The sequence below is a fragment of the Pseudomonas mandelii genome (assembly GCF_006438925.1).
Classification (GTDB): domain Bacteria; phylum Pseudomonadota; class Gammaproteobacteria; order Pseudomonadales; family Pseudomonadaceae; genus Aquipseudomonas; species Aquipseudomonas mandelii_C.
Map to the genome: position 1 here is coordinate 259,878 of NZ_RCZA01000003.1, position 25,866 is coordinate 285,743.

At 59.2% G+C, this 25,866-nt stretch carries 23 protein-coding genes and 3 tRNA genes; 20 read left to right on the forward strand and 6 right to left on the reverse strand.

The window, feature by feature from the left end; translation table 11 throughout:
- Nucleotides 1-36 precede the first annotated feature (36 nt).
- From EAH74_RS08270 to EAH74_RS08285, 4 genes are read left to right on the forward strand one after another with little or no spacing between them, the layout of a single operon-like run.
- Nucleotides 37-765, forward strand: coding sequence for an ABC transporter permease (locus EAH74_RS08270; RefSeq protein ID WP_140677583.1), 729 nt, complete (start codon nt 37-39; stop codon nt 763-765).
- Nucleotides 762-1,472 carry an ABC transporter permease gene (locus EAH74_RS08275; protein ID WP_140677584.1) on the forward strand — a complete coding sequence of 237 codons (711 nt, stop codon included), beginning with the start codon at nt 762-764 and terminating at the stop codon, nt 1,470-1,472. Before EAH74_RS08270 ends, EAH74_RS08275 begins: the two co-directional genes overlap by 4 nt.
- Before the next feature lie 24 nt (nt 1,473-1,496).
- The gene (locus EAH74_RS08280) at nt 1,497-2,615 is read left to right on the forward strand and encodes a succinylglutamate desuccinylase/aspartoacylase family protein (protein WP_140677585.1); all 1,119 of its coding nucleotides are present in this window, start codon (nt 1,497-1,499) and stop codon (nt 2,613-2,615) included.
- Between the two features lie 13 nt (nt 2,616-2,628).
- Nucleotides 2,629-3,393: an ABC transporter ATP-binding protein gene (locus EAH74_RS08285; protein ID WP_123365897.1), complete on the forward strand. Its 765-nt coding sequence runs from the start codon at nt 2,629-2,631 to the stop codon at nt 3,391-3,393.
- Between the two features lie 157 nt (nt 3,394-3,550).
- Here EAH74_RS08285 and EAH74_RS08290 read toward each other — a convergent pair whose 3' ends face one another.
- Together EAH74_RS08290 and dcd are read right to left on the reverse strand one after the other, a co-directional pair.
- Nucleotides 3,551-3,760, reverse strand: coding sequence for a hypothetical protein (locus EAH74_RS08290; RefSeq protein WP_017336784.1), 210 nt, complete (start codon nt 3,758-3,760; stop codon nt 3,551-3,553).
- A gap of 106 nt (nt 3,761-3,866) precedes the next feature.
- The gene (gene dcd, locus EAH74_RS08295) at nt 3,867-4,433 is read right to left on the reverse strand and encodes a dCTP deaminase (protein WP_074874089.1); all 567 of its coding nucleotides are present in this window, start codon (nt 4,431-4,433) and stop codon (nt 3,867-3,869) included.
- A 354-nt stretch (nt 4,434-4,787) separates the two neighbouring features.
- On the opposite strand from dcd, the gene EAH74_RS08300 reads away from it, so the two are divergent.
- Nucleotides 4,788-4,997, forward strand: a complete 210-nt coding sequence (locus EAH74_RS08300; RefSeq protein ID WP_002554837.1) for a cold-shock protein — start codon at nt 4,788-4,790, stop codon at nt 4,995-4,997.
- A 170-nt stretch (nt 4,998-5,167) separates the two neighbouring features.
- On the opposite strand, the gene EAH74_RS08305 is transcribed toward EAH74_RS08300, so the two are convergent.
- Nucleotides 5,168-6,175 carry a DUF481 domain-containing protein gene (locus EAH74_RS08305; RefSeq protein WP_140677587.1) on the reverse strand — a complete coding sequence of 336 codons (1,008 nt, stop codon included), beginning with the start codon at nt 6,173-6,175 and terminating at the stop codon, nt 5,168-5,170.
- A 163-nt stretch (nt 6,176-6,338) separates the two neighbouring features.
- Here EAH74_RS08305 and EAH74_RS08310 point away from each other — a divergent pair, with 163 nt between their 5' ends.
- The 4 genes from EAH74_RS08310 to EAH74_RS08325 all read left to right on the forward strand — a co-directional run bounded on the left by EAH74_RS08310 (nt 6,339) and on the right by EAH74_RS08325 (nt 11,139).
- A complete protein-coding gene (locus EAH74_RS08310; protein ID WP_123365895.1) occupies nt 6,339-6,692 on the forward strand; it encodes an MGMT family protein in 354 nt (117 codons plus the stop codon).
- Nucleotides 6,693-6,736: 44 nt separating this feature from the next.
- Nucleotides 6,737-8,308 (forward strand): AmpG family muropeptide MFS transporter, encoded by a 1,572-nt coding sequence (locus EAH74_RS08315; RefSeq protein WP_140677589.1) that lies wholly within the window; start codon nt 6,737-6,739, stop codon nt 8,306-8,308.
- A gap of 144 nt (nt 8,309-8,452) precedes the next feature.
- A complete protein-coding gene (locus EAH74_RS08320; protein ID WP_123365893.1) occupies nt 8,453-10,168 on the forward strand; it encodes a proline--tRNA ligase in 1,716 nt (571 codons plus the stop codon).
- A gap of 17 nt (nt 10,169-10,185) precedes the next feature.
- On the forward strand, nt 10,186-11,139 hold the full coding sequence (locus tag EAH74_RS08325) for a hypothetical protein (RefSeq protein ID WP_123365892.1): 954 nt from the start codon (nt 10,186-10,188) through the stop codon (nt 11,137-11,139).
- A gap of 94 nt (nt 11,140-11,233) precedes the next feature.
- Here EAH74_RS08325 and dinB read toward each other — a convergent pair whose 3' ends face one another.
- Nucleotides 11,234-12,295: a DNA polymerase IV gene (gene dinB / locus EAH74_RS08330; RefSeq protein ID WP_140677591.1), complete on the reverse strand. Its 1,062-nt coding sequence runs from the start codon at nt 12,293-12,295 to the stop codon at nt 11,234-11,236.
- A gap of 300 nt (nt 12,296-12,595) precedes the next feature.
- Between dinB and EAH74_RS08335 the strand changes: the two genes are divergently transcribed.
- From EAH74_RS08335 to EAH74_RS08355, 5 genes are all read left to right on the forward strand, one after another.
- Nucleotides 12,596-12,672, forward strand: a tRNA-Met gene (locus tag EAH74_RS08335).
- Nucleotides 12,673-12,903: 231 nt separating this feature from the next.
- Nucleotides 12,904-12,980, forward strand: a tRNA-Met gene (locus EAH74_RS08340).
- A 231-nt stretch (nt 12,981-13,211) separates the two neighbouring features.
- A tRNA-Met gene (locus EAH74_RS08345) sits at nt 13,212-13,288 on the forward strand.
- 278 nt (nt 13,289-13,566) lie between these two features.
- Nucleotides 13,567-16,209: a bifunctional lysylphosphatidylglycerol flippase/synthetase MprF gene (mprF, locus tag EAH74_RS08350; RefSeq protein ID WP_140677593.1), complete on the forward strand. Its 2,643-nt coding sequence runs from the start codon at nt 13,567-13,569 to the stop codon at nt 16,207-16,209.
- Nucleotides 16,209-17,504 carry a virulence factor family protein gene (locus EAH74_RS08355; RefSeq protein WP_140677595.1) on the forward strand — a complete coding sequence of 432 codons (1,296 nt, stop codon included), beginning with the start codon at nt 16,209-16,211 and terminating at the stop codon, nt 17,502-17,504. The genes mprF and EAH74_RS08355 overlap by 1 nt, the downstream gene beginning before the upstream one ends.
- A gap of 63 nt (nt 17,505-17,567) precedes the next feature.
- Here the strand turns inward: EAH74_RS08355 and EAH74_RS08360 are convergent, their stop codons facing one another.
- On the reverse strand, nt 17,568-19,469 hold the full coding sequence (locus EAH74_RS08360; RefSeq protein ID WP_140677597.1) for a potassium transporter Kup: 1,902 nt from the start codon (nt 19,467-19,469) through the stop codon (nt 17,568-17,570).
- Nucleotides 19,470-19,758: 289 nt separating this feature from the next.
- Between EAH74_RS08360 and rimO the strand changes: the two genes are divergently transcribed.
- From rimO to tsaA, 6 genes are all read left to right on the forward strand, one after another.
- Complete coding sequence (gene rimO, locus EAH74_RS08365) at nt 19,759-21,096, forward strand: 30S ribosomal protein S12 methylthiotransferase RimO (RefSeq protein ID WP_010462684.1); 1,338 nt, start codon at nt 19,759-19,761, stop codon at nt 21,094-21,096.
- A gap of 112 nt (nt 21,097-21,208) precedes the next feature.
- The gene (locus tag EAH74_RS08370; protein ID WP_140677599.1) at nt 21,209-21,682 is read left to right on the forward strand and encodes a GNAT family N-acetyltransferase; all 474 of its coding nucleotides are present in this window, start codon (nt 21,209-21,211) and stop codon (nt 21,680-21,682) included.
- Nucleotides 21,683-21,872: 190 nt separating this feature from the next.
- Entirely contained in the window at nt 21,873-22,583 is a 711-nt protein-coding gene (locus tag EAH74_RS08375; protein ID WP_140677601.1) for an rRNA pseudouridine synthase, read from the forward strand.
- 75 nt (nt 22,584-22,658) lie between these two features.
- Nucleotides 22,659-23,129, forward strand: coding sequence for a DUF1456 family protein (locus tag EAH74_RS08380; protein ID WP_056739223.1), 471 nt, complete (start codon nt 22,659-22,661; stop codon nt 23,127-23,129).
- Nucleotides 23,130-23,345: 216 nt separating this feature from the next.
- Nucleotides 23,346-24,116 (forward strand): SDR family oxidoreductase, encoded by a 771-nt coding sequence (locus EAH74_RS08385; RefSeq protein WP_140677603.1) that lies wholly within the window; start codon nt 23,346-23,348, stop codon nt 24,114-24,116.
- Nucleotides 24,117-24,301: 185 nt separating this feature from the next.
- Nucleotides 24,302-25,012: a tRNA (N6-threonylcarbamoyladenosine(37)-N6)-methyltransferase TrmO gene (gene tsaA, locus EAH74_RS08390; RefSeq protein WP_140677955.1), complete on the forward strand. Its 711-nt coding sequence runs from the start codon at nt 24,302-24,304 to the stop codon at nt 25,010-25,012.
- 53 nt (nt 25,013-25,065) lie between these two features.
- Here the strand turns inward: tsaA and fpr are convergent, their stop codons facing one another.
- Nucleotides 25,066-25,845: a ferredoxin-NADP reductase gene (fpr, locus tag EAH74_RS08395; protein WP_003443014.1), complete on the reverse strand. Its 780-nt coding sequence runs from the start codon at nt 25,843-25,845 to the stop codon at nt 25,066-25,068.
- Nucleotides 25,846-25,866: the final 21 nt, after the last annotated feature.

The following is a 25,866-nucleotide window of genomic DNA, read 5'->3' on the forward strand; positions in this document are numbered from 1 at the left end:
ATGGGCGCTTTTTTTATCCGATCAGGTTGCTGATTTATGTTCGAAAACCTCTTACAAAACCTGGGGCTCTCCGCCTTCAGCCTCAAGGGCTTCGGTCCGTTGCTGATGGAAGGCACCTGGATGACCATCAAATTATCGGCGTTGTCGCTGCTGGTGGCCGTGTTGCTCGGCCTGCTCGGCGCCAGTGCAAAACTGTCAAAAGTCAAACTGGTGCGCGTACCGGCGCAGGTCTACACCACGCTGATTCGCGGTGTGCCGGACCTGGTGCTGATGCTGTTGATCTTCTACAGCCTGCAAACCTGGCTGACGTCGTTTACCGACTTCATGGAATGGGAATACATCGAGATCAACCCGTTCAGCGCCGGGGTCATCACCCTGGGCTTTATTTATGGCGCGTACTTCACCGAAACCTTCCGTGGCGCGATTCTCTCGGTCCCACGGGGCCAGGTCGAAGCCGCTACCGCGTATGGCCTCAAGCGTGGCCAGCGTTTCTGGATCGTGGTGTTCCCGCAAATGATGCGTTTTGCCCTGCCGGGTATCGGTAACAACTGGATGGTGATGCTCAAGGCCACCGCACTGGTCTCGATCATCGGCCTCGCCGACCTGGTCAAGGCGGCGCAGGATGCCGGCAAAAGCACTTACCAGCTGTTCTACTTCCTGGTGCTGGCGGCGGTGATTTACCTGCTGATCACCAGTGCTTCCAACGTCATCCTGCGCTGGCTTGAACGCCGTTACGCCGCCGGTTCCCGGGAGGCCGTACGATGATCGAACTTCTGCAGGAATACTGGAAACCCTTCCTTTATAGCGACGGCAACAACATCACAGGCCTGGCCATGACCATGTGGCTGCTCAGTGCGTCGATCTTCATCGGTTTCCTGGTGTCGATTCCGCTGTCCATTGCCCGGGTTTCACCGCACTTCTACATCCGCTGGCCGGTGCAGTTCTACACCTACCTGTTCCGGGGTACGCCTCTCTATATTCAGCTGCTGATTTGCTACACCGGCATCTACAGCCTGGCGGCCGTGCGCGCCCAACCCGTACTGGATGCATTCTTTCGCGATGCGATGAACTGCACGATCCTGGCCTTCGCCCTGAACACCTGTGCCTACACCACGGAGATTTTCGCCGGGGCGATTCGCAGCATGGCGCATGGTGAAGTCGAAGCGGCCAAGGCTTACGGTCTGACGGGCTGGAAGCTTTATGCCTACGTGATCATGCCTTCGGCCCTGCGTCGTTCGTTGCCTTATTACAGCAACGAAGTGATTTTGATGCTGCACTCGACCACCGTGGCATTCACCGCGACCATCCCGGACATCTTGAAAGTCGCGCGGGACGCCAACTCGGCGACCTTCCTGACTTTCCAGTCGTTCGGCATTGCTGCGCTGATCTACCTGACCGTTACCTTTGCGCTGGTCGGCCTGTTCCGCCTCGCCGAACGCCGATGGCTGGCCTTCCTCGGGCCGACCCACTAGGACCCGCTTTAGGGATAAAGAGACATGCGCCACCAGATTCATGACCTCCTGGCCCCGCTGCCGGGGACCGCTCGACAGATACACAGTTTTCACTTCGGCCCCTCATCGGCCAAAGGCAAGATTTACATCCAGTCATCCCTGCATGCCGACGAAATGCCCGGCATGCTGGTTGCCTGGCACCTCAAGCAACGTCTGGCGGAACTCGAAGCCGCCGGCCGCCTGCGCAGCGAAATCGTGCTGGTGCCGGTGGCCAACCCGGTCGGCCTCGAACAAGTGCTGATGGATGTGCCGCTGGGCCGTTACGACCTCGAAAGCGGGCAGAACTTCAACCGCTGGTTCGTCGATCTGAGCGAAGCCGTTGGCAACGAGATCGAAGGCCTGCTCGGCGACGATCCGCAGCACAACCTCGAACTGATTCGCAGCAGCCTGCGCAATGCCCTCGCCCAACAGACGGCCAGCACGCAACTGCAATCCCAGCGCCTGGCTCTGCAACGGCTGGCCTGCGATGCCGACATGGTGCTGGACCTGCATTGCGATTTCGAAGCGGTCGCCCACCTTTACACCACGCCCGAGGCCTGGCCGCAGGTCGAGCCGTTGGCGCGGTACATCGGTGCCGAAGCCTGCCTGCTGGCTACCGACTCCGGCGGTCAGTCGTTCGATGAATGCTTCACCCTGCTCTGGTGGCAGTTGAAGGAACGCTTCGGCGAACACTTTGATATTCCGCTGGGCAGTTTTTCGGTCACCGTCGAATTGCGCGGTCAGGGTGACGTCAATCACCCGCTGGCCAGCCTCGATTGCCAGGCGCTGATCAATTACCTGATTCACTTCGGCGCCATTGCCGGCGAACCCGCGTCGCAGCCTGAACTGCCCTACCCGGCTACGCCGCTTGCCGGTGTTGAACCGGTAGCGACACCGGTCGGCGGGCTGCTGGTGTTCACCGCGCTACCAGGGGAATACCTCGAAGCCGGGCAACTGATTGCTGAAATCATCGACCCGATCTTTGACCGCGTCACCCCCGTTCATTGCACCGTCGCCGGGTTGATGTACGCCCGCTCGCTACGGCGCATGGCCACTGCCGGCATGGTGATCGCCCACATTGCGGGCACCGAAGCCTATCGCAGCGGCTACCTACTTTCGCCTTGAGGATGCATGCCCCATGTACAAACTGACCATTGAAGGCCTGCATAAAAGCTATGGCGAACATGAAGTACTCAAAGGCGTTTCGCTTAAGGCCAATACCGGCGACGTCATCAGCCTGATCGGCGCCAGCGGCTCGGGCAAAAGCACCTTCCTGCGTTGCATCAACTTTCTCGAACAGCCCAACGACGGCGCCATGAGCCTGGACGGCCAGAACATCCGCATGATCAAGGACCGCCACGGCATGCACGTGGCCGACGCCGACGAACTGCAACGGATCCGCACCCGCCTGGCCATGGTGTTCCAGCACTTCAACCTGTGGAGCCACATGACGGTGCTGGAAAACATCACCATGGCCCCGCGTCGGGTGCTGGGGTGCAGCAAGCAGGAAGCCGAAGACCGTGCCCGACGCTATCTCGACAAGGTGGGCCTGGCCTCGCGCGTCGCGGATCAATACCCGGCGTTTCTTTCCGGCGGTCAACAGCAACGCGTGGCGATTGCCCGGGCACTCGCCATGGAACCAGAAGTGATGCTGTTCGACGAACCCACCTCGGCCCTCGATCCCGAACTGGTGGGTGAGGTGCTCAGGGTGATCCAGGGCCTGGCCGAGGAAGGCCGAACCATGATCATGGTGACCCACGAAATGAGCTTCGCCCGTAAGGTCTCGAATCAGGTGTTGTTCCTGCACCAGGGATTGGTGGAGGAAGAAGGTACACCGGAAGACGTGTTGGGCAATCCGAAGAGTGAGCGGTTGAAGCAGTTCCTGAGCGGCAACCTGAAGTAAAAAAATCACAGGTTTCGCCCGCCGCTACAGATCACTGTAGGAGCTGGCGAAGCCTGCGATCTTTTGATCTTGCTTTTCGGCTATAAAATCTCGCAATCCACAAAAGATCGCAGCCTTCGGCAGCTCCTACAGGTTGCAGGACTCATGTAGTCAGACCTTAGGCAACGGGCGCGGGAGGCGGCTCATCCGGCAAGGTAGGCTCACCGGGCTCGGTAGGTTGTTCGTTGGGGGTATCGGGATCAGGCTGACCGGGAATGCCCCCTGCCATGCTGATAGGTGGATGTGCCAACAAGGACCAGGCCAAAACGCCAACCTGATTGGGCTCAAGCCTTGCCAGTTCGGCACTTATTCGGGGATCGATCTTCATAAAGCACTCCTGAGCGATGGCCCCGTCCGCGTTGCGCGAACCGGGCAGTACACCCAATAGAGTGTCTACCCGCTCAAGAATTCCCACGACTTGCCAGACGAACGGATCAGGTGCGTGGCAGGGTGACGCCGCGCTGGCCCTGATACTTGCCGCCACGGTCCTTGTAGGACACTTCGCACTCTTCGTCGGATTCGAAAAACAGCATCTGAGCCACACCTTCGTTGGCGTAGATTTTTGCCGGCAGCGTGGTGGTGTTGGAGAACTCCAGGGTCACGTGGCCTTCCCACTCAGGCTCAAGCGGCGTCACGTTGACGATAATGCCGCAACGCGCGTAGGTGCTTTTACCCAGGCAGATCGTCAGTACATTGCGCGGAATACGGAAGAATTCCACGGTGCGTGCCAAGGCAAAGGAGTTCGGCGGGATGATGCAGACATCGCTCTTGACGTCGACAAAGCTCTTCTCGTCGAAGTTCTTCGGATCAACGGTCGCCGAATTGATGTTGGTGAACACTTTGAATTCATCGGCGCAGCGTACGTCGTAGCCATAGCTCGACACGCCGTAGGAAATCACTCGGTCGGCGCCTTCGCCGCGCATCTGGCGCTCTACGAAGGGCTCGATCATGCCGTGCTCTTGCGCCATGCGGCGAATCCACTTGTCCGATTTGATGCTCATGGCGGGTGTCCTGAATAGCGAGGTGGAAAAAATCTGTCCGGCATCTTACCGGGCGCGCGCTTCGGGTTCAAAGTCCGGGTCACAAATCTTGCCGATCCCCCGTAATTTCCGGCCCTTGCGGGTAAACCGGCGGACCGTCAGTCATGAAAACAGAGAAACCTTCGCAGGAAGCATTGGCACGTTCCGGAAAAAGGGTTAAGGTGGCGCCACTGTGCTGCTTGTGTCACTGAGAATCTCTACACGATATGTTGAATTTCGATCCAACCATCTACAAGAATTTTTCCTGCTCTTTGCACTCAGTCTCGGCCAGGGTTCTTCCTGCGTCGCAGTTATCTTTGTTCAAGGAGTTACACCATGTCTAATCGCCAAACTGGTACCGTTAAGTGGTTCAACGATGAAAAAGGCTTCGGCTTCATCACTCCACAATCCGGTGACGACCTGTTCGTTCACTTCAAAGCTATCCAATCCGACGGCTTCAAAAGCCTGAAAGAAGGCCAACAGGTTTCTTTCATCGCTACCCGCGGTCAGAAAGGCATGCAAGCTGAAGAAGTTCAAGTTATCTAACTTGTACTTGCTTTAGTAAAAAGCCCCGCCCTCAAAAGCGGGGCTTTTTTGTGGGCGTATGTTTTTGCTACGCAAAAAAAGATCGCAGCCTTCGGCAGCTCCTACAGGATGTATGTCAATCCAATGTAGGAGCTGCCGAAGGCTGCGATCTTTTGCTCTTTAAGCGGCGCTTACCAGGCCACGCCAAACCCTGCGGTGTACCGGGTCTTGTCCAAATCAGCATCGTCGGTGCCGCTAATGATATCTCTCTCGGCCTTCAGGTTAAGCGACGCCCATTCGGTCACTTTGTAGCGCAAGCCCATTTCGGCATCGAGCGCGTAATCCGCCACGCCCGACAACGGCTTACCCACTTCGCCGTTCGTGAAGAACTCCACCTTCTTGCCGATCAGGTAGCGGTTGTAATCCCACTTCATCGCCACGGAATAGAAGTTTTCTTTGCTGCCGTCAGCGAACTCATAGTCCGTGCGGTTGACCAGCGAGCCCAGCGAGAATGCGCCCAGCTCGTTATCCCAGAACTGGTAACCCGGACCGGTACCGACGGTGCGCTGACGAGAGAGCTCTTCGACCTTGTCGCGCTTATAGACTGCGCGACCCTGCCAGAACCACTTCTCGGTCAGGAAGCGGTCGAGCGAGTATTCGCCCCGCCAGTTGTCGGTAGTGACCACGCCATCCTGAAACTCGCGGTTGTACTCGCCTTCTGCGGTGTGTCGCCATCTACCATGACGCGCAGTGGTCTTGAAGTCGATATCGTAATCGTCGGTGTCTTTCTCGGCCCGCTGATAATCCAGCGCGGCATCGACATTCCCCTTCCACACCAAATCTTCGACGACAGGCTTGGGCTTGAGAATCTGCTGAATGCTCGCCAGCTCCACAGTCTTGGGCGTCTCGCCGTTAGCCAGGGTGACCTTGCCGTCTTCTGCCGCATGCAGCGCCTTGGCCTTTTCGCCGGTGTAGGCATCCTGCTTGACCAGCAATTCCTGATCGCTTTCCAGGGTTTTAACCTGCTTCCAGTCGATCGGGACGGCACCGGCGTACTCGGTCTGGATCAACAGCTTGCCGCCATCGAAAACAGTGATCTTGCCGCTCAGCTTGTCACCGTTCTTCAACCAGACGGTATCGGCGAGCAAAGGCGTGGAGGCACTGACGACAGCAAGGCACAGCAGGGTTCTGGACAACATAAGCAAATACAGGCTCAAGTTTGCGAAAAAAAGTCGGCATTATCCATACGAATAAGACCCTAGCAAGGACTGACCCGACTATTTCTATTGAGTTCATTTCTCAATAGGTGATCCAGGATTTACTCTACAGACGGTAAGGCGAACTTTTTCAGGAACTGCCGACGTGACCGACTCAACCGCTGAAACCGATAGTCCGGCGCAAATCCGACGCACGGCGCTGTACCTGACTCTGGCGCAAGTCCCAGAGGGCAAAGTCGTGAGTTACGGTCAGCTCGCCGAGTTGGCGGGACTGGGTCGCGCCGCCCGTTTCGTCGGGCGGACGCTGAGCCAACTGCCGGGCGACAGCAAATTACCCTGGCACCGCGTGCTCGCCGCCGGCGGGCGTATCAGCCTGCCTGCGGGCAGCCCGTCGGGGGATGAACAACGCGCACGCTTGCGCATGGAGGGCATCAGTATCCTGAACAATCGTGTTGATATTCAGCGCCATGGCTGGCGCCCGGTAGAGCACAGCGGTTAGAGTGCGCGCTTTGTTTCCGTATTTCTTGAGGCAGACTCCAGCCCATGCCCCGTAAAACCTGGCGCGCCGCGCTCGCCGCCTATGCCAGCCCCTCGACGCTTGTACTGTTGCTGCTTGGTTTCGCCGCCGGCATGCCCTACATGTTGGTGTTTTCGACACTTTCGGTCTGGCTGCGCGAAGCCGGTGTGGCTCGCGAAACCATTGGCTATGCAAGCCTGATCGGCCTGGCCTACGCCTTTAAATGGGTCTGGTCACCGCTGCTCGACCAATGGCGCCTGCCATTTCTCGGCAAGCTCGGTCGCCGACGTTCCTGGCTGGTGCTTTCCCAGGCGCTGGTCATCCTCGGCCTGGTCGGGATGGGTTTCTGCGACCCGCAAAAGCATTTGTCCTGGCTGATCGCTATTGCTGTGGTTGTCGCCTTCGCTTCGGCGACGCAAGACATCGCGGTCGACGCCTATCGTCTGGAAATCGCCGACGATACCCGTCAGGCCGCCCTCGCCGCCAGTTACATGTCTGGTTATCGGATCGCCGCGCTGCTGGCCACCGCCGGCGCCCTGTTCTTCGCTGAAGGCTTCGGCTCCACCGGTTTCAACTATAAGCATTCGGCATGGGCCGGTACCTACATCCTGTTCGGCGTCTTGATGGTTCCGGCGCTGCTGACCTCCTTTTTCATGCGCGAACCGCCGGTGCCGCTGCGCACGCAGCTTCAGGCCGGGCGCTACAGCTTTGTGCATCAACTGGCATCGGTGTTTGTGCTGATCGTGCTGCTGGTTTCCGTGCCGGCCATGTTCACCCAGTTGTACAACACCGATTTTGCCAGCGTGCTGTTCCAAGGCGTGAGCCTGCTCAACCTGCTGCTCGAAGACCGCGCGTTCCTGCGAGCGATCCTCTACACCACGCTCACCGCGCTGTGCCTGTCGGCCATTGGCCGCCGCGGCCTGGCACCGGTGCTGACGCCGATCAACGACTTCATTCTGCGCTACCGCTGGCAAGCGTTCCTGCTGCTCGGGCTGATCGCCACCTATCGGATGTCCGATACGGTCATGGGCGTGATGGCTAACGTGTTCTACATCGACCAAGGCTTCACCAAGGATCAGATTGCCAGCGTCAGCAAAGTCTTTGGCCTGATCATGACCCTGGTCGGCGCCGGCATGGGCGGCCTGCTGATTGTGCGCTTCGGCATCTTGCCGATTCTGCTTATCGGCGGCATTGCATCAGCCGGCACCAACCTGCTGTTCCTGATGCTCGCCGACATGGGCGCCAACCTGAACATGCTGATCCTCACCATTTCCCTGGATAACTTCAGTTCGGGCCTGGCGACCTCGGCGTTTGTCGCCTACCTGTCGAGCCTGACCAACTTGAAGTTCTCCGCGACCCAGTACGCCCTGCTCAGCTCGATCATGCTCTTGCTGCCACGCCTGATCGGCGGCTACTCGGGGGTCATGGTGGAGAAATTCGGTTATCACAATTTCTTCCTGATCACTGCCCTGCTGGGCGTTCCGACGCTGCTGTTGATCGCGCTGCACTGGTTCCAGGAAAGCCGCCGCGAAGGCCCGACGCCGACGCCAACGCCAGCACCAGAACCGGTTCCGACCCAGATCGCGGAAGAATCGTAGGCTCTCAAGCAGGAAGCAGCGCAGAGGGCGCGGGGGTTCCCGCCCTCCCGCCACACCCCGCCGACCGCACGCCTGTACGCCAGCAGATCTCGCCCGTACAATGCTCCGTCATTTCTCGTCATCAGCAACCGACAACGGCCAACCATGCGCACCAGTCAATTTTTGCTCGCCACACAGAAAGAAACGCCTTCCGACGCGGTCGTGATCAGCCATCAGCTGATGCTGCGCGCCGGCATGATCCGCAAACTCGCCTCGGGCCTGTACACCTGGCTGCCGATGGGCTTGCGAGTGATGCGCAAGGTCGAAGCCGTCGTTCGTGAAGAAATGAACGCCGCGGGCTCTCTCGAAGTGTTGATGCCGAGCACCCAACCGGCTGAGCTGTGGCAGGAATCCGGTCGCTGGGAAGAATACGGCCCTGAATTGTTGCGTTTCAAGGATCGCCACGGTCGCGATTTCTGCGCCGGCCCGACTCACGAAGAAGTCATCACTGATCTGATGCGCAACGAGTTGAGCAGCTACAAACAGCTGCCGATCAACCTGTACCAGATCCAGACCAAATTCCGTGACGAAATCCGTCCACGCTTCGGTTTGATGCGCGGTCGCGAATTCATCATGAAGGACGCCTACTCCTTCCACGCTGACCAGCCATCGCTGCAGGTCACCTACGACCGTATGCACCAGGCGTATTGCAACGTGTTCACCCGTCTGGGCCTGAAATTCCGCCCGGTTGAAGCCGACAACGGCTCGATCGGTGGTGCTGGCTCCCACGAGTTCCACGTGCTGGCCGAATCCGGCGAAGACGATATCGTCTTCAGCAACGGTTCCGACTACGCGGCGAACATCGAGAAAGCCGAAGCCGTGCCACGGGAAACTTCTCGCGCCGCACCTGCCGAAGAGCTGCGCCTGGTCGACACGCCGAACGCCAAGACCATTGCGCAACTGGTCGAAGGCTTCAACCTGCCGATTGAAAAGACCATCAAGACCCTGGTGGTTCACGCTGAAGAGAAAGGCAAGCTGATTGCCCTGATCATCCGTGGCGACCACGAGCTGAACGAAATCAAGGCCGGCAACCAGCCTGGCGTTGCCAGCCCGCTGGTCATGGCCTCCGAAGCCGAACTGCGCGACGCCATTGGCGCCGGCGCCGGCTCCCTGGGCCCGTTGAATCTGCCGCTGCCAATCATCATCGACCGTTCCGTCGAATTGATGAGCGACTTTGGCATCGGCGCCAACATCGACGACAAACACTACTTCGGCGTGAACTGGGAGCGTGATCTGCCGGTTCCGACCGTTGCCGACCTGCGCAACGTGGTCGCCGGCGATCCGAGCCCAGATGGCAAGGGCACCCTGGAAATCAAGCGCGGCATCGAAGTCGGGCACATCTTCCAGCTGGGCAACAAGTACAGCAAAGCGATGAAGTGCGAAGTGCTGGGCGAGAATGGCAAGCCAGTCACCCTGGAAATGGGTTGCTACGGCATCGGTGTTTCCCGCGTGGTGGCTGCGGCCATCGAGCAGAACAACGACGCCAACGGGATCATCTGGAGTGACACGCTGGCCCCGTTCCAGATCGCTCTGGTACCGCTGCGCTATGAAACCGAACAGGTTCGCGAAGCCACCGACAAGCTGTATGCAGAATTGACTGCCGCCGGCTTCGAAGTACTGCTGGACGACCGCGACAAGAAAACCAGCCCGGGCATCAAGTTCGCGGACATGGAGCTGATCGGCATTCCTCACCGGATCGTGGTCAGTGACCGCGGCCTCGCCGAAGGCAATCTTGAATACAAGAGCCGCACCGAACCCGACGCGCAAGCGCTGCCGGTCGCAGACGTGCTGTCCTTCCTTCAGTCCCGTATCCGCCGCTGACACCAGATAGAGAAGTCATGTTCAAGCGAAACACCTTAGGCCTCGGTGGTGCCGCCCTGTGCGGCACCCTGCTGGTCAGCGGCTGTGCCAATCACATGTCACAACGCAGCGAGCACGAGGAACGTGTCGAGCGTAAATTGCTCGATCACAGCCTGCAGATTGATGTCGGCGAGCCCAAGGTGCTTGAGCTGCCGCAACGTCGGGTGAAGATCCACGAGCAGAAGACTTTCGAAGTCACCGAATTCGAAGTCACACGCCACTACGACCGCTACACGCCTTACCAACCCTGGCGGGAGGCTTACGAGATCCCGCTGGGTGCGGTGGCCGTGGTGGCCGGTGTCGGTGCGAACGTGGTCAACGTGTTCGCCCTCGGCAACCTGCCGGACAGCGTGACGAAAGACTGGTTGAGCTACGGTTTCGCCGGGCTCAACCCGTTCATGAACGTGCAGTCTCATGGTCGCGCGCAACAGAACCTGGCGGGAATCGACGAGGTCCAGCTCGACAAGCGCACCGAATACTCAAGCCTGCCATGGAGCGAGCGTCCGGTTGAGGTCAAGGCCGGCAAGGAAACGTTCGAGATGAGCACCGACAAAAACGGTGTATTGCGCGTGAACCTGCTGGACAGCCCGTTCGCCGAACACGACATCAATCATCTGAGCCGGCTGCTGATCAGTGTCCAGAATACTCAGGACGACGTGCATACCAACTCGTCCCTGGCGGTCAGTAGCTCCTTGCGTGGCAAGCTGCTTGAAGCTCACGGGCTGATTTACGACGACCTCGAAGACGACGAAGTGAGCCAGTGGGTACACCGGGTCAAACGTTTGTCGGAACTGGGCCTGGAAGAAGAAGCCACCGAGCTGGAACAGAGCCTGATCGAACTGACGCGCAACGATCCTGAGTTGCAGACCGAATTCCTCAAGTCATTGACCAAGGATGCCGGGCGACTGGTAGCGGATCCGGGACCGAATTAAAGCCCCTTAAAAGATCGCAGCCTTCGGCAACTCCTACAGAGGACGCATTCCAATGTAGGAGCTGCCGAAGGCTGCGATCTTTTGCTTTTGACTTTCAACGCTCAAACAACTCCATCTGCTCAAACCCACCCCGCAAATCCTCCAGCCGCACCCCAATCCCCAGCAACCGCACCGGTTTCCCGCCGCGATTGAACGCCTGGGTCAGCAACAACTGATAGCTCCCCAGATCCCGCCCTGCCCCGGCCTGCTCCAGAGTGGTCTGGGTGAAGTCATGGAATTTCACTTTGACGAACGGCTTGCCCGGTCGATAGCTGCTGTCGATTCGCGCCATGCGGCCGGCCAGGGTTTCCAGTAGCTCGGGTAATTTATCGAGGCAGCTCACCAGATCCGGCAAGTCCACGTCGTAGGTGTTTTCGACACTGATCGACTGCCGACGACTGTCGTTGTGCACCAACCGGTCATCGATCCCACGAGCCAGGCTCCAGAGTCGCTCGCCGAAGCTGCCGAATTCGCGCACAAGCGCCAACTTGTCCCATTCGCGCAGATGCGAACAATCGACGATGCCAAGCCTGCCTAATTTATCTGCGGTCACTTTGCCAACGCCGTGTAACTTGCTCACTGGCAAACCACTGACAAAATCCTCGACCTGATCCGGCGTAATGACGAACAAGCCGTTGGGCTTCTTCCAGTCGCTGGCGATCTTGGCCAGAAACTTGTTCGGCGCAACGCCCGCCGAAACGGTGATGTGTAGTTGATTAGAGACGCGACGGCGAATGTCCTGGGCGATCCGCGTGGCGCTGCCACCGAAATGCGCACTGTCCGATACGTCGAGGTAGGCCTCATCCAGAGAAAGCGGCTCGATCAACTCGGTGTAATCGCGAAAGATCGTGTGAATTTCTTTAGAGGCTTCTCTATAGGCCTCCATGCGTGGCTTGACGATGGTCAGGTCCGGGCACAGCTTCATGGCATGTCCGGAAGACATGGCCGAGCGCACCCCATAAGCCCGCGCCTCATAATTGCAGGTGGCGATCACTCCACGTCGATCCGCAGAACCGCCCACTGCCAGAGGCTTCCCGGCCAGGCGCGGGTCGTCACGCATCTCGATGGCGGCGTAGAAGCAGTCACAATCGACGTGGATGATTTTTCGCTGCGTCATATAAAAGCAGTGTTCATGGTGAAGAAATGGAGTACTGGCGAGTCAGATCGGCAGTATCTCACTGACACCTGTATATAGCACCAGTACTCTGAATGTTCTTTTCTACTTGTAGGAAAAGTGCCTATGAATTTATTTTCTTAATCGAAAAGCTTCACCCGATAGAGCTGAAAGCCTTGCCACACCGACCTTACAGCCCATCACTCAGCCCTGTTTTCAAGCTAAGCGATTGAACGGGAAGAGGTTTTCTCTGGGTTGAAGGTTGACAGCCTGCCGATCCTCTGTAGAATGCCGACACACAGACGCGGGATGGAGCAGTCTGGTAGCTCGTCGGGCTCATAACCCGAAGGTCGTCGGTTCAAATCCGGCTCCCGCAACCAAACATCAAAAAAGGCTACTCGAAAGAGTGGCCTTTTTTGTGCGCGTCTCTTTTGTAAACACAAGATAGAAAAGAGCGGGTAACGGCTGACGGTGCAGGATTGAGAAATCGTTCTGATTCCGAGCCTTAAGTCTCCCCCACGGCCGTTCGCCGCTCATTTACGTTTATTTGACCCTATTCAGGATTAACGGTAGACACTCCGGCGTTCGCCTGTAGAATGCCGCCACACAGACGCGGGATGGAGCAGTCTGGTAGCTCGTCGGGCTCATAACCCGAAGGTCGTCGGTTCAAATCCGGCTCCCGCAACCAAACATCAAAAAAGGCTACTCGAAAGAGTGGCCTTTTTTGTGCGCGTCTTTTTTTAAATATAAGCATCGATACGAGCGGGTAACGGCTGACGATGCAGAAACGAGAAATCGTTCCGATTCCGAAACTTAAGTCTCTCTCACGACCGTTCGCCGTTCATTTACGCTTATTTGACCCTATTCAGGATTAACGGTTGACACTCCGGCGTTCGCCTGTAGAATGCCGCCACACAGACGCGGGATGGAGCAGTCTGGTAGCTCGTCGGGCTCATAACCCGAAGGTCGTCGGTTCAAATCCGGCTCCCGCAACCAAACATCAAAAAAGGCTACTCGAAAGAGTGGCCTTTTTTGTATCTGCTGAAAAAGCCCTTTCGCAACAATGATCTGCCACTGTGTACCGAGCCGTTCGGGATCCCCGATGTTCTGAGCCCAGACTATGCTGAGCCACAGACAGAACCTTCTACGACTGATGACGTACCATCGCCGATACCCGGTGAGAGGCGTTAATATTTGTGATTATTTTTTTCTACAGGGATTGGTAACTTGGCTGGATACCCCCATCCTGTCGCGCACAATCCAAGAGGTGATTGATGCGCGCCAACTCGTCTGATCCACAAGACACCGTCACAGCGACACAACCGATCAAGGCCGAGCGTCTGCGCTTGCTTGATCGAATCAGCAAATATCGCCAGCCCATCGGCCTGGCAGTCACTTTGCTGTTGTTCGCTATCGCGCTGATTGCCTGTCGCCACCTGCTGAGCGAACTCGATCTGTACGCTCTGCACGACTCGATTCTCGACGTTCCGAAACCGGCCTTATTGGGCGCGCTGGGCGCGACCGTGGTCGGCTTCATCATTCTGCTGGGCTATGAATGGTCAGCCAGCCGCTACGCAGGCGTGACACTGGCGCCACGAATCCTGGCTCTGGGTGGGTTCACCGCATTCGCCATCGGCAATGCCATTGGCCTTTCGATGCTCTCGGGGGGCTCGGTTCGCTACCGTTTATATGCACGTCATGGTCTGGGCGCTTCTGAAGTCGCTCACATGACGCTGTTCGCCAGCCTCTCGCTCGGCTGCGCCCTGCCCCCACTGGCCGCCCTCGCCACCCTCAGCAACCTGCCTGGCGCTTCTGCCGCCCTGGGTCTGTCCCAGACGTTGCTGGGCGCCATCGCCGTGGCCGTTTTGCTGCTCTTCAGCGTACTGGCCATCGGGATTTACCGCCGCCGCCTGCCAGAGCAACCTTACCCGGACAACCTGCTGGTCAAGGTCGGACGCCGCACCTTGCGCCTGCCGGGCCGACGCCTGACGTTCCTGCAACTGATCATCACGGCCTTGGACGTTGCCGCCGCGGCAACCGTGCTCTATCTGTTGCTGCCTGAAGCGCCGCCCTTCGGCGCGTTCCTGCTGGTGTACCTGCTGGCACTGGCCGCCGGGGTGCTCAGTCACGTTCCCGGCGGGGTTGGGGTGTTCGAAGCGATTTTGCTGGCCGCCTTTTCCGACAAACTCGGTGCCGCGCCACTCGCTGCCGCCCTGCTGCTCTATCGCCTGATCTACGTGGTGCTGCCGTTGCTGGTGGCCTGCGTATTCCTGCTGATCAATGAAGGTCAGCGCCTGTTTCAATCGCGTCAGTCCTTAAGGGTGGCGTCCGGCCTGGCCGCGCCGATTCTGGCGGTGCTGGTATTTCTGTCCGGCGTGGTGCTGTTGTTCTCCGGCGCCACCCCGGAAATCGACACACGCCTGGAACACATCGGCTTTCTGATCCCGCATCGACTGGTCGACGCCTCGCACTTCGGGGCCAGCCTGATCGGCGTGCTTTGCTTGCTGTTGGCTCAAGGGCTGCGCCGCCGACTATCGGCCGCCTGGATGTTGACCACCGTCTTGTTGCTGGTCGCTGCCCTGCTCTCGTTGCTCAAGGGCTTCGATTGGGAAGAAGCCTGCTTGCTGACGCTGACTGCGAGCTTACTGGGGGTTTTCCGCAGCTCGTTCTATCGCCCCAGTCGTCTGACCGAGGTGCCGTTCTCGCCGCTGTATCTGGTGGCGAGCCTGTGCGTACTCGGTGCGTCGATCTGGCTGTTGCTGTTCGCCTATCAGGACGTCCCGTACAGCCATCAGCTCTGGTGGCAGTTCACCCTCGACGCCGATGCCCCGCGTGGCTTGCGCTCGCTGCTCGGCGCCGCCGTGCTGCTGGTGGTGGTGTCCCTGACCTGGCTGCTGCGCACCGCGCGCCCGGTGATCCATCTGCCAACGCCCGATGAACTGGACCGCGCGGTAAAGATCCTGATGGCCTCCGCACAACCGGATGGTGGCCTCGCCCTGACCGGTGACAAGGCGCTGCTGTTTCACCCCAACGACCAGGCGTTCCTGATGTACGCACGCCGTGGTCGCAGCCTGGTGGCTTTGTATGACCCGATCGGCCCGACCCAGCAACGGGCGGAAATGATTTGGCAGTTCCGCGACCTTTGCGACATCCACCACGCCCGTCCTGTGTTCTACCAAGTGCGCGCCGAGAACCTGCCGTACTACATGGACATTGGCCTGACCGCGATCAAGCTCGGCGAAGAAGCCCGGGTCGATCTGCTTCGCTTTGATCTCGAGGCCAAAGGCAAAGAGATGAAAGACCTGCGCTACACCTGGAACCGCGGCACTCGCGATGGCCTGTCGCTGGAAATCTTTGATCCAGGGCAAGCACCGATGGAAGAACTCAAGGTAATTTCCGATGCCTGGCTGACCGGCAAGAACGTGCGCGAGAAAGGCTTCTCGCTCGGCCGTTTCAGCGATGACTACATCAAGCATTTCCGCGTCGCGGTGATTCGTTTCGAAGGGCGTCCGGTGGCGTTCGCCAACCTGCTCGAGACCTACGGCCATGACCTGGCCAGTCTCGACCTGATGCGCGCACACCCGGATGCCCCCAAGCTGACCATGGAGTTCATGATGGTCGGCCTGATTCAACATTATAAAAATCATGGATACGCGCGCTTCAGCCTGGGCATGGTGCCGTTGTCGGGGTTGCAACCCCGTCGTGGCGCACCACTGACCCAGCGTCTGGGCTCGATGGTTTTCCGCCGTGGTGAGCAGCTCTACAACTTCCAAGGCTTGCGCCGCTTCAAAGACAAGTTCCAGCCAGACTGGGAACCCCGTTATATGGCCGTGCCCGCCGGACTCGATCCGCTGGTTGCCCTGGCCGACACTGCTGCCCTGATTGCGGGCGGCTTGACTGGATTGGTGAAACGCTGATGATTCAACGCTCCTTGCGGTACGTACTGGCCACACTGGTAGTGCTGGCCCTGATTCTCGGTGGCGGTTACTGGTACCTGAAACGCCCGGCGCCCGAACCGACCCTCGAACAGCTGACGCCGGCCAATGGCGCCGCGATGACCCGTGTCATCCCCGGCAACACGCCACGCGCCCAGGTACTGGTGGCGGTCAATGAAGACCAGAAGCTCAGCAACAAACAGTTGATGACCCTGAGCCGCACCGGTTCGGCGCAGATTGTTCAGGTGATCCTGCCCAAAGACTGCCTGCTGCAAAGTCGCGCCCTGCAATCAGCCCTGAGAGAACTCAAAGGCCCGGCGACCCTGGTCAGCGGCATCGGCCCTGGCGCCGTGCTGGCATGGCGCTGGTTGTCCGAGCAGAAGAGCGACAAGGCCCAGGCCGTCTCGGTGGACCTGGCCCTGGAAAAACCAGGCTGCACCCACCTGCTACCGAAAAGCGCCGCTCACGGGCACTGGCTGGTGGCCTGGAACGACAACCCGGACGACACCAGCGCCGGCTTCGTGCGAGACCAACCCAACGCCGAAACCAGCATCAGCGACTACGACATCAACCTGCCGCAAGTGCTGAACAACGAGCTGCGCAAGATCCTCGTGGGTGGCGACAAAGCTTCTGGCGGCCTGCAGATTCCGGTAGTCGAAGTGCCCGCCGGCCAGGCCAAGGACACCGTGACCCTGTTCCTGTCCGGTGACGGCGGCTGGCGCGACCTTGACCGCGACGTAGCGGGCGAGATGGCGAAGATCGGCTACCCGGTCGTCGGCATCGACACCCTGCGCTACTACTGGCAACACAAGAGCCCCGAGCAAAGCGCCCTGGACCTCGCCGAGCTGATGCAGCACTACCGGCAGAAATGGGGCTCCAAGCGCTTCATCCTGACCGGTTACTCGTTCGGCGCCGACGTCCTGCCAGCGATCTACAACCGCCTGGAGCCATCGGAGCAGCAACGCGTCGACGCAATTATCCTGCTGGCCTTCGCCCGCACCGGCAGCTTCGAAATCGAAGTAGAAGGCTGGCTCGGCAACGCCGGCAAAGAAGCCGCCACCGGCCCGGAAATGGCCAAGCTGCCGCCGGAGAAAGTGGTGTGCATCTACGGTGAAGAGGAAGTCGACGAGAGCGGCTGTACCGACAAGACCGCAGTGGGCGAGGCGATGAAATTGCCTGGCGGTCATCACTTCGACGAGAACTACCCGAAACTGGCGCAGCGGTTGGTGGATATCATCGAGAAGCGACAAGCGAAGGAGACGGCGGCTCAAGAGTGATCTGAGTCCAGCCCACGAAAAAGCCCCCGCTGCCTTCATGGCAACGGGGGCTTTTTTTGTGGCTTACATCTCTACCTGCGTCCCCAGTTCAATGACCCGGTTCAGCGGCAGATTGAAGAAGCGCAAATTGCCGTTGGCGTTCTGCAACATGAAGGCGAACAACGCCTCACGCCAGCGGGCCATGCCTTCGAGTTTGGAAGCGATGACCGTCTCGCGGCTGAGGAAGTAGGTGGTGCGCATCGGACTGAAGTCCAGGTCCTCGAGATGACACAGCTTCAGCGCTTGCGGCACGTCCGGCTCGTCGACGAAGCCGAAGTGCAGGATCACCCGGAAGAAACCTTCGCCGTAGGCATCCACCTCGAAACGCCGTGATGCCGGCACCCGCGGGATGTCTTCGTACACCACCGTCAGCAGCACCACTTGCTCGTGCAGCACCTGGTTATGCAGCAGGTTATGCAACAGCGCGTGGGGTACGGCGTCCGGGCGCGCGGTCAGAAACACGGCGGTGCCCTGAACGCGATGCGGCGGTTGCACGGCGATGCTGCTGATGAAGATCGGCAGCGGCAAGCCACCCTCGTCGAGACGATCAACCAGCAATTGCTTGCCGCGCTTCCAGGTGGTCATCAGCACAAATAGCACGATACCGGCGATCACCGGGAACGCCCCGCCCTGAATGATTTTCGGCACGTTGGCAGCGAAATACAGACCGTCCACCAAGAGGAAACCGAGCAACAGCGGAACCGCGAGGACCGGAGGCCATTTCCACAGCAGCAATATCACCGCCGACACCAGAATGGTGGTCATCAGCATGGTGCCAGTCACCGCCACACCATAGGCCGAGGCCAGCGCGCCGGAGGATTCGAAACCCAACACCAGAAGAATCACGCCGACCATCAGCGCCCAGTTCACCGCGCCAATGTAGATCTGGCCTTGTTCGGCGCTGGAAGTGTGCCGAATGTGCATGCGCGGAATGTAACCGAGCTGGATCGCCTGACGGGTCAGGGAGAACGCACCGGAAATCACTGCTTGGGAGGCAATCACCGTGGCCATGGTCGACAATCCTACCAATGGAATCAGCGCCCAGCTCGGTGCCAGCAGGTAGAACGGGTTGCGCGCGGCTTCCGGATCACCGAGCAGCAGCGCCCCCTGGCCGAAGTAGTTCAGCACCAGTGCCGGCAGCACAAGGATGAACCATGCACGGGCGATCGGCTTGCGACCGAAGTGGCCCATGTCGGCGTACAGCGCTTCGGCACCGGTCAACGCCAGCACCACCGCGCCGAGGATCGTCACGCCCATGCCCGGGTGGTCCATGAAGAAGCGCACGCCCCACATAGGGTTCATCGCGTGCAACACTTCCGGGTGCTGCAGAATGCCATAGACACCCAGCGCCCCCAGCACCACAAACCAGGTGACCATGATCGGCCCGAACAGAATGCCGATCCGCGCGGTACCGTGACTCTGAATCAGGAACAGCGCCACCAGCACGACCAACGACAGCGGCACCACCCAATGGTCGATGCCGTCGAATGCCAGCCCCAGGCCTTCAATCGCCGAGAGCACGGAAATCGCCGGGGTGATCATGCTGTCGCCGTAGAACAACGCCGCGCCGATCAGCCCGCAGACCACCAGCAAACTACGCAACTTCGGATGCCCCGCTGCGGCCCGTCGAGCCAAAGCGGTCAAGGCCATGATCCCGCCTTCGCCCTGGTTGTCGGCGCGCAGTACGAACATCATGTACTTGATCGACACGACCCAGATCAGCGACCAGAAGATCAGCGCCAGAATCCCCAGCACGCCGTCATGATTGACGGGCACGCCATAGGCACTGGAAAACACTTCTTTGAGGGTGTACAGCGGGCTCGTGCCGATATCGCCATAAACCACCCCGACCGCCGCGACCAGCATGCCGATCGGCTTTGCCGCCGAATGCTCAGAGCCCGCCGTCTGACTACTTGCCTGCCCCATCCAAAACTCCTACTACTCAAACCCGGACTTCTTATAAGAAGCACTATGCTTTGCCGTGCAGCATGCGCTGTTTTACTTAACGTTACAGACGTTTTGTTGACTGTAAAAATTCGGTAAAGCGTAACGGCGCGAAGCATAGCGCAGCACTCGTCGTATTTCCCTGCATAAAGCTGGTCAAGTGCGCCTCTCATCGCTAGAATTGCGCACTTTTTGATCAGAGGCGCAGCAAAGCGCCCGTCTGTCGCCTTGCCGTCTTCGGCTGGAGGCGTCACAAATACCGAGGTTAGACATGTCCACCACTCCTGCGCCAGCCAATCCAAAGGTTGGCTTCGTATCCCTGGGTTGCCCCAAAGCACTGGTCGACTCCGAGCGCATCCTTACCCAGCTGCGCATGGAAGGCTATGACGTCGTGTCCACTTACGAGGACGCCGATGTCGTGGTGGTCAACACCTGCGGCTTCATCGACTCGGCCAAGGCTGAATCGCTTGAAGTGATCGGCGAAGCCATCAAGGAAAACGGCAAGGTCATCGTGACCGGCTGCATGGGCGTCGAAGAAGGCAACATTCGCAAGGTACACCCAAGCGTCCTGGCCGTGACCGGTCCGCAACAATACGAGCAAGTGGTCAACGCCGTGCACGACGCGGTGCCGCCGCGTCAGGATCACAATCCGCTGATCGACCTGGTGCCGCCGCAAGGCATCAAGCTGACCCCGCGCCACTACGCCTACCTGAAGATTTCCGAAGGCTGCAACCACAGCTGCAGCTTCTGCATCATCCCGTCGATGCGCGGCAAACTGGTCAGCCGCCCGGTCGGTGATGTATTGGACGAGGCTCAGCGCCTGGTCAAAGCCGGCGTCAAAGAGCTGTTGGTGATCTCGCAAGACACCAGCGCCTACGGCGTCGACGTGAAATACCGCACCGGTTTCTGGAACGGCGCGCCGGTGAAAACCCGCATGACCGAACTCTGCGAAGCCCTGAGCACCCTCGGCGTCTGGGTTCGTCTGCACTATGTTTACCCGTACCCGCACGTCGACGAGCTGATTCCGCTGATGGCCGCCGGGAAAATCCTGCCGTACCTGGACATCCCGTTCCAGCACGCCAGCCCGAAAGTCCTGAAAGCAATGAAACGCCCGGCCTTCGAAGACAAGACCCTGGCCCGTATCAAGAACTGGCGCGAAATCTGCCCGGACCTGATTATCCGTTCGACCTTCATCGTCGGCTTCCCCGGCGAAACCGAAGAAGACTTCCAGTACCTGCTGAACTGGCTGACCGAAGCGCAACTCGACCGCGTCGGCTGCTTCCAGTACTCGCCGGTCGAAGGCGCACCGGCCAACCTGCTGGACGCGGCCATCGTGCCGGACGACGTCAAGCAAGACCGCTGGGACCGCTTCATGGCGCACCAGCAAGCCATCAGCTCGGCGCGTCTGCAAATGCGCGTTGGCCGTGAAATCGAAGTATTGGTCGATGAAGTCGACGAGCAAGGTGCGGTCGGCCGCTGCTTCTTCGATGCCCCGGAAATCGACGGCAACGTGTTCATCGACAACGGCAGCAACCTCAAACCAGGCGATAAAGTCTGGTGCAAAGTGACCGACGCCGACGAATACGACCTGTGGGCTGAACAGATCTAAACAAAAAAAATACGAAAAGCCCCGCTCTCTTGACGAGATGCGGGGCTTTTTTACGTCTATCGTTTTGTGAGGAAAGGATTCTCGACATCCACAGGAAAAGGGGCAGCCGGCCATGCGCCAACATTCGGTCATCCACACGCCGAAACAGAGCGACTACGAAGAACTCACTCAGGTCTGGGAAGCCTCGGTGCGCGCCACCCATGACTTTCTGCCGGACAGCTACATCGAACTGCTGAAGAACCTGGTGCTGACGCGCTACCTCGATGCGGTGATGCTGATCTGCACCAAAGACCCGCGCCAGCGCATTACCGGGTTCGCCGGAGTCGCCGCGGGCAAGGTCGAAATGCTCTTCATCGACCCGGCTCACCGGGGTCAAGGCCTGGGCAAGCAGTTGCTGCGCTATGCGATGGAACACCTGAATGCCGATGAACTGGACGTCAACGAACAGAACCCGCAAGCCTTGGGCTTCTACTTCAAACAGGGCTTCGAGGTGATCGGTCGCTCCGAGCATGACGGCATGGGCCAGCCTTATCCGTTGCTGCATATGCGTTTGCGCCAGACCCAAAGGTTGACGCGCAATGGTTGACACACCATGAAACCCTTGTGGGAGCGAGCCTGCTCGCGAAAGCGGCCTATCAATCAACATTGATGTTGAAGCTGATGACGCCTTCGCGAGCAGGCTCGCTCCCACAAAAAGCTATACGGCGCAAATGGACCCGCGATTAACCGGCGCCAGGCAGGTACAATGCACACCCCTTTTTTGTTACGGCCCTGTCATGACTGACCCGATTCGTCTCTCCAAACGCCTCATCGAACTCGTCGGCTGTTCCCGTCGGGAGGCTGAGCTGTTCATCGAGGGAGGCTGGGTCACCGTGGACGGTGAAGTCATCGACGAGCCGCAGTTCAAGGTCGAAAACCAGAAAGTCGAGCTTGATCCTGAAGCCAAGGCCACTGCGCCGGAACCGGTGACCATCCTGCTGAACGTGCCCGTGGGCATGGATGCGGAAACGGCCATGGCAACGATCAGCGCCGAGACCTTGAGCGAAGAACACCGCTTCAGCAAACGTCCGCTCAAGGGCCACTTCCTGCGCCTGACCGCCAGCACCGACCTGCAGGCCAACGCCAGCGGTCTTTTGGTGTTCACCCAGGACTGGAAGATCCTGCGCAAACTCACTGCCGACTCCGCCAAGATCGAGCAAGAGTATGTGGTCGAAGTTGAAGGCGACATGGTGGCTCACGGCCTCAACCGCCTGAACCACGGCCTGACCTACAAGGGCAAGGAACTGCCGCCGGTCAAAGCCAGCTGGCAGAACGAAAACCGCCTGCGTTTTGCGATGAAGAACCCACAACCGGGTGTCATCGCCCTGTTCTGCCAGGCCGTAGGCCTGAAGGTTGTCGCCATCCGCCGCATCCGCATTGGCGGCGTGTCCATCGGCAAAGTGCCGTTGGGGCGATGGCGCTACCTGTCCGGCAAAGAGAAGTTCTAAGACTTTTCACGCCGCCACACATTTTGGCGCCGCTGTTAATGCGGCGCCCACTGCTGAATATCAGGATTGCACACCATGATTCATAACGACGTACTGCGCAGCGTGCGCTACATGCTCGACATCAGCGACAAGAAAGTCATCGAGATCATCAAGCTCGGCGGCATGGACGTGACCCTGGAAGACCTGGTGACGTACCTCGACAAGAAAGAGGAAGACGAGGAAGGCTTCGTACGCTGCCCGGATGAAGTCATGGCGCATTTCCTCGACGGCCTGGTGACCTTCAAGCGCGGCAAGGACGAAAGCCGTCCGCCACAGCCGATCGAAGTGCCGGTGACCAACAACATCATCCTGAAGAAACTGCGTGTGGCTTTCGAACTGAAAGAAGACGACATGCACGCCATCCTCAAGGCCTCCGAGTTCCCGGTGTCCAAGCCTGAGCTGAGCGCGCTGTTCCGCAAGTTCGGCCACACCAACTACCGTCCGTGCGGCGACCAGTTGCTGCGCAACTTCCTCAAGGGCCTGACCCTACGCGTTCGTCCGCAGTAACGTGTGAAGCGGATCTGACCTGTAGGAGCTGTCGAGTGCAACGAGGCTGCGATCTTTTGATGTTGCTTTTAAAAGCGAAGATCAAAAGATCGCAGCCTCGTTGCACTCGACAGCTCCTACAGGGCTATATGGCCGCTCATTCCTCGCAAAAATAGTGGCTCCGCTTCCGGCGGCTGACGACTAGGGTGTATTGACCCTCAGCTCTCAGGATTCGCCATGCACCCGTACTTTTCCCTGCAAGGCCGCACCGCTCTGGTGACCGGCGGCACCCGTGGTATCGGCAAAATGATCGCCAAGGCTTATGTCGAGGCTGGCGCCACCGTGTACGTCTGCGCCCGGGATGCCGAAGCCTGTCAGCAAACGGCTGATGAATTGAGCGCATTCGGTCGTTGCCACGCAGTGACGGCCAACCTGGCCACCGAAGAAGGCGTACTTGAACTGGCTACGCGACTGGGCGAGCAGATCACTCATCTGGATATTCTGGTGAACAACGCCGGCACTACGTGGGGTGCGCCGCTGGAGAGCTACCCGGTCAAGGGCTGGGAAAAGGTCATGCAGCTGAACGTGACCTCGGTGTTCAACTGCATTCAGCAGTTTTTACCGCTGCTGCGCAAGGCCGGTTCGCCAGCGAATCCGGCACGAATTATCAATATCGGTTCAGTGGCGGGCATTTCGTCCTTCGGCGAGCAGGCTTATGCCTACGGGCCTAGCAAGGCGGCCCTGCATCAACTGTCGCGGATTCTGGCGCGGGAGCTGGTGAGCCAGCACATCAACGTCAACGTCATCGCGCCGGGGCGTTTTCCGAGCAAGATGACTCAGCACATCGGCAATGATGAGCAGGCGTTGGCCGACGACACGGCATTGATTCCGATGAAACGCTGGGGCCGGGAGGAAGAGATGGCGGCACTGGCGATCAGCCTGGCGAGTACGGCCGGCGCTTACATGACCGGGAATATCATTCCGCTGGATGGCGGATTCAGTCTCTAGATTGGCGGTGCGGCCATCGCGAGCAGGCTCGCTCCCACAGGGGCCTGCTGCGACCACAACATTTGTGCCCGCCACAGATCAAATGTGGGAGCGAGCCTGCTCGCGATGGCGGACTGACAGGCACCACCGATCTTCCGGTCGCTCGGGTTATCATGCCCACCCTCACCCCGCCTCGACCCCAGACCATGACCTACAGCGTTTCCCCCATCGGCTTCGTGCGCTCCTGCTTCAAGGAGAAGTTCGCCATCCCGCGTCAGCCACAACTGGCTCCGGCCGCTCGCGGCGTGCTGGAGCTGGTGGCGCCGTTCGATCAGGGCGATGCGGTGCAAGGCCTGGAACAGGTCAGCCACGTGTGGCTGTTGTTCCTGTTTCACCAGGCCCTGGAAGAAAAGCCACGACTGAAAGTCCGCCCTCCTCGTCTCGGCGGTAACAAATCCATGGGTGTGTTCGCCACCCGCGCGACGCATCGGCCCAATGGTATCGGCCAATCCGTGGTGAAGCTGGACAAGGTTGAACCCAATCGCCTGTGGATATCCGGCATCGACCTACTGGACGGCACGCCGATTCTCGACATCAAACCCTACGTGCCTTACGCCGATATCATCGATACGGCCGCCAACAGCATCGCTAGCGCCGCGCCGCAGTTGATTCCCGTGCAGTGGACGGACTCAGCGCTGCAACAGGCTCACGGCCATGCTCAGCGCCTCGAAGAACCGCTGGTGGAGTTGATCGAGCAATGCCTTGCACAAGACCCACGTCCGGCGTACCAGATTCCTACACCCGAACGGGAATACGGCGCGCAGTTCTGGGACCTGGACGTGCGCTGGCACTATCCCGAAGCCGGGGTAATCCGTGTCCTGGAAGTCATCCCCGCCTCCAACCTGCATTGGACATAAAAAAGCCCCCATTGCCTGCACAGGCAATGGGGGCTTTTCGGTGCTGCGTGTACTTACTTCTCGACGAACGCACGCTCGATCAGGTAATCACCCGGCTCGCGCATCCGCGGCGACACTTTCAGGCCGAAGCTGTTCAGCACTTCGCTGGTCTCGTCGAGCATGCTCGGGCTGCCGCACAGCATGGCGCGGTCGTCTTGCGGGTTGATCGGTGGCAGACCGATGTCGCTGAACAGCTTGCCGCTGCGCATCAGGTCGGTCAGGCGACCTTCGTTCTCGAACGGCTCGCGGGTCACGGTCGGGTAGTAGATCAACTTGTCACGCAGGGCCTCGCCGAAGAACTCGTTCTGCGGCAAGTGCTCGGTGATGAACTCGCGGTAAGCGACTTCGTTGACGTAACGCACGCCGTGGCACAGGATCACTTTTTCGAAACGCTCGTAGGTTTCCGGGTCCTGGATGACGCTCATGAACGGCGCCAGACCGGTACCGGTGCTGAGCAGGTACAAATGTTTGCCAGGCTTCAAGTCATCCAGCACCAGCGTGCCGGTAGGCTTCTTGCTGATGATGATCTCGTCGCCTTCCTTCAAATGCTGCAGCTGGGAAGTCAGCGGGCCATCAGGCACCTTGATGCTGAAGAACTCGAGATGCTCTTCCCAGTTAGGGCTGGCAATCGAGTAAGCGCGCATGAGCGGCCGGCCGTTGGGCTGTTGCAGGCCGATCATCACGAACTGACCGTTCTCGAAGCGCAGGCCCGGATCGCGGGTGCACTTGAAGCTGAACAGAGTGTCGTTCCAGTGATGAACACTGAGGACACGCTCGTGGTTCATGTTGCTCATGTACGTGGGACTCCTGGAGAT

Bases quoted from the DNA above. Each gene is read 5' to 3' on its own strand.
- rimO (WP_010462684.1), top strand. From the start codon at position 19,759: ATGTCCACCACTCCTGCGCCAGCCAATCCAAAGGTTGGCTTCGTATCC.
- EAH74_RS08385 (WP_140677603.1), top strand. From the start codon at position 23,346: ATGCACCCGTACTTTTCCCTGCAAGGCCGCACCGCTCTGGTGACCGGC.
- EAH74_RS08380 (WP_056739223.1), top strand. From the start codon at position 22,659: ATGATTCATAACGACGTACTGCGCAGCGTGCGCTACATGCTCGACATC.
- EAH74_RS08290 (WP_017336784.1), bottom strand. From the start codon at position 3,760: ATGAAGATCGATCCCCGAATAAGTGCCGAACTGGCAAGGCTTGAGCCC.
- EAH74_RS08270 (WP_140677583.1), top strand. From the start codon at position 37: ATGTTCGAAAACCTCTTACAAAACCTGGGGCTCTCCGCCTTCAGCCTC.
- EAH74_RS08370 (WP_140677599.1), top strand. From the start codon at position 21,209: ATGCGCCAACATTCGGTCATCCACACGCCGAAACAGAGCGACTACGAA.
- EAH74_RS08280 (WP_140677585.1), top strand. From the start codon at position 1,497: ATGCGCCACCAGATTCATGACCTCCTGGCCCCGCTGCCGGGGACCGCT.
- EAH74_RS08355 (WP_140677595.1), top strand. From the start codon at position 16,209: ATGATTCAACGCTCCTTGCGGTACGTACTGGCCACACTGGTAGTGCTG.
- tsaA (WP_140677955.1), top strand. From the start codon at position 24,302: ATGACCTACAGCGTTTCCCCCATCGGCTTCGTGCGCTCCTGCTTCAAG.
- mprF (WP_140677593.1), top strand. From the start codon at position 13,567: ATGCGCGCCAACTCGTCTGATCCACAAGACACCGTCACAGCGACACAA.
- EAH74_RS08305 (WP_140677587.1), bottom strand. From the start codon at position 6,175: ATGTTGTCCAGAACCCTGCTGTGCCTTGCTGTCGTCAGTGCCTCCACG.
- dcd (WP_074874089.1), bottom strand. From the start codon at position 4,433: ATGAGCATCAAATCGGACAAGTGGATTCGCCGCATGGCGCAAGAGCAC.
- EAH74_RS08320 (WP_123365893.1), top strand. From the start codon at position 8,453: ATGCGCACCAGTCAATTTTTGCTCGCCACACAGAAAGAAACGCCTTCC.
- EAH74_RS08300 (WP_002554837.1), top strand. From the start codon at position 4,788: ATGTCTAATCGCCAAACTGGTACCGTTAAGTGGTTCAACGATGAAAAA.
- EAH74_RS08315 (WP_140677589.1), top strand. From the start codon at position 6,737: ATGCCCCGTAAAACCTGGCGCGCCGCGCTCGCCGCCTATGCCAGCCCC.
- EAH74_RS08325 (WP_123365892.1), top strand. From the start codon at position 10,186: ATGTTCAAGCGAAACACCTTAGGCCTCGGTGGTGCCGCCCTGTGCGGC.
- EAH74_RS08275 (WP_140677584.1), top strand. From the start codon at position 762: ATGATCGAACTTCTGCAGGAATACTGGAAACCCTTCCTTTATAGCGAC.
- EAH74_RS08375 (WP_140677601.1), top strand. From the start codon at position 21,873: ATGACTGACCCGATTCGTCTCTCCAAACGCCTCATCGAACTCGTCGGC.
- EAH74_RS08285 (WP_123365897.1), top strand. From the start codon at position 2,629: ATGTACAAACTGACCATTGAAGGCCTGCATAAAAGCTATGGCGAACAT.
- EAH74_RS08360 (WP_140677597.1), bottom strand. From the start codon at position 19,469: ATGGGGCAGGCAAGTAGTCAGACGGCGGGCTCTGAGCATTCGGCGGCA.
- dinB (WP_140677591.1), bottom strand. From the start codon at position 12,295: ATGACGCAGCGAAAAATCATCCACGTCGATTGTGACTGCTTCTACGCC.
- fpr (WP_003443014.1), bottom strand. From the start codon at position 25,845: ATGAGCAACATGAACCACGAGCGTGTCCTCAGTGTTCATCACTGGAAC.